The organism is Candidatus Thermoplasmatota archaeon (assembly GCA_030018475.1).
Taxonomy (GTDB): Archaea; Thermoplasmatota; JASEFT01; order JASEFT01; family JASEFT01; genus JASEFT01.
This window is the reverse complement of the sequence record JASEFT010000082.1, coordinates 1-3,280: the sequence shown is the minus strand read 5'-3', so window position 1 is coordinate 3,280 and position 3,280 is coordinate 1. Positions and strand designations below refer to the sequence as shown.

Annotated in this window: 3 protein-coding genes; all 3 read right to left on the bottom strand. The window is 38.5% G+C overall.

From position 1 onward, the window contains the following. Positions 1–111: 111 nt before the first annotated feature. Entirely contained in the window at positions 112–1,407 is a 1,296-nt protein-coding gene (locus QMD21_07455) for a transglutaminase-like domain-containing protein (GenBank protein MDI6856598.1), read from the bottom strand. Positions 1,408–1,461: 54 nt separating this feature from the next. Beyond that, a complete protein-coding gene (locus QMD21_07450; protein MDI6856597.1) occupies positions 1,462–2,127 on the bottom strand; it encodes an endonuclease V in 666 nt (221 codons plus the stop codon). A 193-nt stretch (positions 2,128–2,320) separates the two neighbouring features. Further along, a partial coding sequence (locus QMD21_07445) for a serpin family protein (protein ID MDI6856596.1) occupies positions 2,321–3,280 on the bottom strand: 960 nt, incomplete at its 5' end.

The window sequence follows — 3,280 nt, the reverse complement described above, 5'->3', positions numbered from 1 at the left end:
TTTTTTTAAAAAAAATTTTCTATGCCAGAACTACTTGTTTTTCTCAGTCTACCTCCTGTAGGGGCATGGTTACCACGCCCCTACAGTTTGCATTGTTGCATTCAGTCTAAATCAATGATATTCAATTACTTTTATTTTGATCTTATCAACAAGTTCCATAATTTTAGCTTGCTCTTCGAGCTCACCTTCTGCGAGTGCAATATGAGTCGCATCTGCTATGCTCTGTCCAAATGTAGGGTCGACCTCAACCCATCTTCCAACCCATACTTTTGCCCATGCATGATAATAAAAACCACCCTCTGTGTAAACAAGCCCAACAACTACCTCAGCCGGTATTTTACACGCCCTGGCAAGTGCTACAAATAGTATGGAGTGTTCACCACAGTCTCCTTCTCTTGTCTCAAGTACATCAAGTGCTGATGGTATAGTTACAGTTGGCATATCGCGTATGTTAGTTGAGACCCAGTTAACAAGTTTCTCCACTTTTCCCCAAGAATTACGAGTCCTACCTACAATTTGACGACTTAACTCAATTATCCTTTTATCTTTAGATTGTATGAATGGTGTATGCCCTAAACATTCTTTTATACTTTTACCTGTGGTTGGCCCTACCATCTCAATTACAAGAGTATCACCGCGTCTCTTTTGTCTGTCAGTCTCAAGAAACTCTCCTTTAACAAGCAGTTTTAGGAACTTTGTCTCCCTTACGTTATCAATTTTGATATTTGATGGTATTCCAAATAGGGTAAGAACTTCGGGTGTCTCTTTACCAGTTTTAATAGCCTCATCTCTTGGCTCTTTTTTTATAAAAATACCCATTGGCTGTGTCTCGGATAAAAGGACACCATCAGCTCTAATCCAAGCAGTAGATATAGCTCCAATTATTGATATTTCAACTTTAATTGAATCCTTTTGGCTATCAAGTAATCTACAAGTAGCAGTATTTACTGCCTGAATTGATGGGTCAAATACTTCTATCTTCATTGGAGCCTTTTTAAACCTTGAGGTGATACCTCTTTTAGCAATCATAGGAATAACGGTAACAGGATAAACTTTGTCCTTTACAGGTATAACTTTAGTCTGAGTCCTCCCACCCGTTTTTATGTCAATTTTAAGTTTTTTATCTTTTAATTCACCCGAGGTGATACCTCCCCTAGCCAAAATCCTTTGAGCTTCAGTTTCAAGTTCAAATGTAAACGATTTAAGTTCAAAATTATTAGTTACCTTATACTGTGATATAGACTTAAGCCCCCTTTTCACGCCCATCATTGATAGCTCTATATTAGTGAGCTCATAAACCTCATATCCATCATCTACGCTTTTTGTCACAATTTGTGTATATCCGACCTTCTCCCCTTTAACATACATTCCATACCAATTTGAGACATCATCTTTTGCCCAGCTCATAAGAAATAAAATAACTATTCCCATCTTTTAATCATTGATTTCATTTTCCTCTGTTTACCTCAATGATTTCAATTTCCTACTTTTGATATTTGCAATCCTTAAAGGCTCAGGAATTCTGTATCCACGTGTTAACAAGAGTACAATCTTAACTGCAGTTTCAATATCTATAAGATTACCCGGTGATAAAAATACAGGCTTAACTCTATCTTTTGTCCTGACAACGGCACCAACAACTGCTTTTTCAAAAACAAGTGGTGTCCATGAACCTCTTTTCGTCCCAGGTTCATCGTATTCGCCAACCAGCCTCGTCTTAGCGCACCCAATTGTAGGCTTATTAAGTAAATATCCAAGATGGGATGCTATCCCAAATCGTCTTGGATGTGCAATACCATGACCATCAAATAATATAAGGTCTGGTTCAGTTCGAGGTCTCACCTCTTTTAACTTCTTTATTGCCTGGAGTAAAGCAGGTCCCTCTCTGAACGCAAAAAGACCAGGGAGATAAGGGTAATTTATACTCATAATAGCTGTAGCTTCTTCAATTAACTTAAGTTCTGGTACCGAGAATAAGCAACAAACTGCGTAAGCTTTATTAGTATCAAATGCTACATCTACACCACATACAAACTTAGGTTCTTTAATTTTGAGGGCTAAAACTAACTTTTGGCTAAGTCTTTCCTGTAATTTACTTGCTTCACCCGGTGATAGATTCCAATCCATTTCAAATGACGAAGATTTTTAAAAAACAAGTGAATTGCTTAATTAGAATTCAAAATCTTCTGGGTTCATTTCATCCAATGCTGAAACCAATTCTTTGAGTGATACTTCCACTTTCTAAAATTTTACACCTAAACTTATAAAAGTCAAATTAAACTTTTAGTGATACTGTCAAAGAAAATGAACCCGTCCGCGCTTATTCCAGTGGATTCACTAATCGGCCTAAAAAGAGGATACCCTCTGAACTGACATCCCGAATTAGGAATATGAAAGGATGGTCTGCACGGAAAACTCGTGGCATGTAAACACTCTTCTTCATCACAACAGCAGTTGCTGCTGCAGCCTCAGTGCCCTCTTCATTTACATCTACAAAAGCTTTATGGATTACTGCTGAAATAAATAAATCCTTATTGCCAGTTATTCCAGAGAAATCTGCTGGTGGCAAAGAGAAGGCATCTGGCATACCCATAGATGCAAGTACTTCTGCTAACATAAACTCTGAAGTCGTTTTGAACCTCGGCAGATAGACCTCAACTTCCTGCTCTCGTAGATTTCTTAACCATTCGTTTAGAGTATCTAAAGTAAGCAAATTCTGAAGCTCAACAAGTCCATCCACATTTTTCGGTAATAGGATTACCATAGATAGTTCACTCCCTACGTAAGGCAACTCAAGAGCTTGAAGCTTATGCGTCTCCATATACTTGAAGTCTCCTTTTTGATACATCATAGGCATTTGAACTTTCTTATCGGCTTTCACATAAAATGGAGAATCTTTAGTCTGCTTCCTATCAAACTGGCTTACCCAGTTGCCCTTGAAGTAGATGGCATTAGTCAGAACGAGTCGTGTGAGAGCATTAAGGATACCCGGCTTTATAAGGTCCTTAATCTTATCTTTAGTTTGCTTTTCAACCCAGGTGTTGATAGTTTTGCGTGCCTCTTCTGTTGCTTTCACAAAATCTACTTCGTTGAACCCTGCGCCGTAGTTGGTTTTTGTGAGCTCAAGAAACTCTTTAAGAAACCCATAGCCCCTCTGTCCCCATAAGGCGTTAGCAATATTGAGTTGATAGCCTTGCTTCTTGCCTTGAACATCCAGTTGAGTAATTAACTCTCTGAATGTGGGATGCAGGCGTTCCTGGCTCAACTCAAAATGCAAGAC

Excerpts from the sequence above, each read along its gene's own strand:
- QMD21_07455 (MDI6856598.1), bottom strand. The coding sequence starts at position 1,407 with ATGAGCTGGGCAAAAGATGATGTCTCAAATTGGTATGGAATGTATGTT.
- QMD21_07450 (MDI6856597.1), bottom strand. The coding sequence starts at position 2,127 with ATGGATTGGAATCTATCACCGGGTGAAGCAAGTAAATTACAGGAAAGA.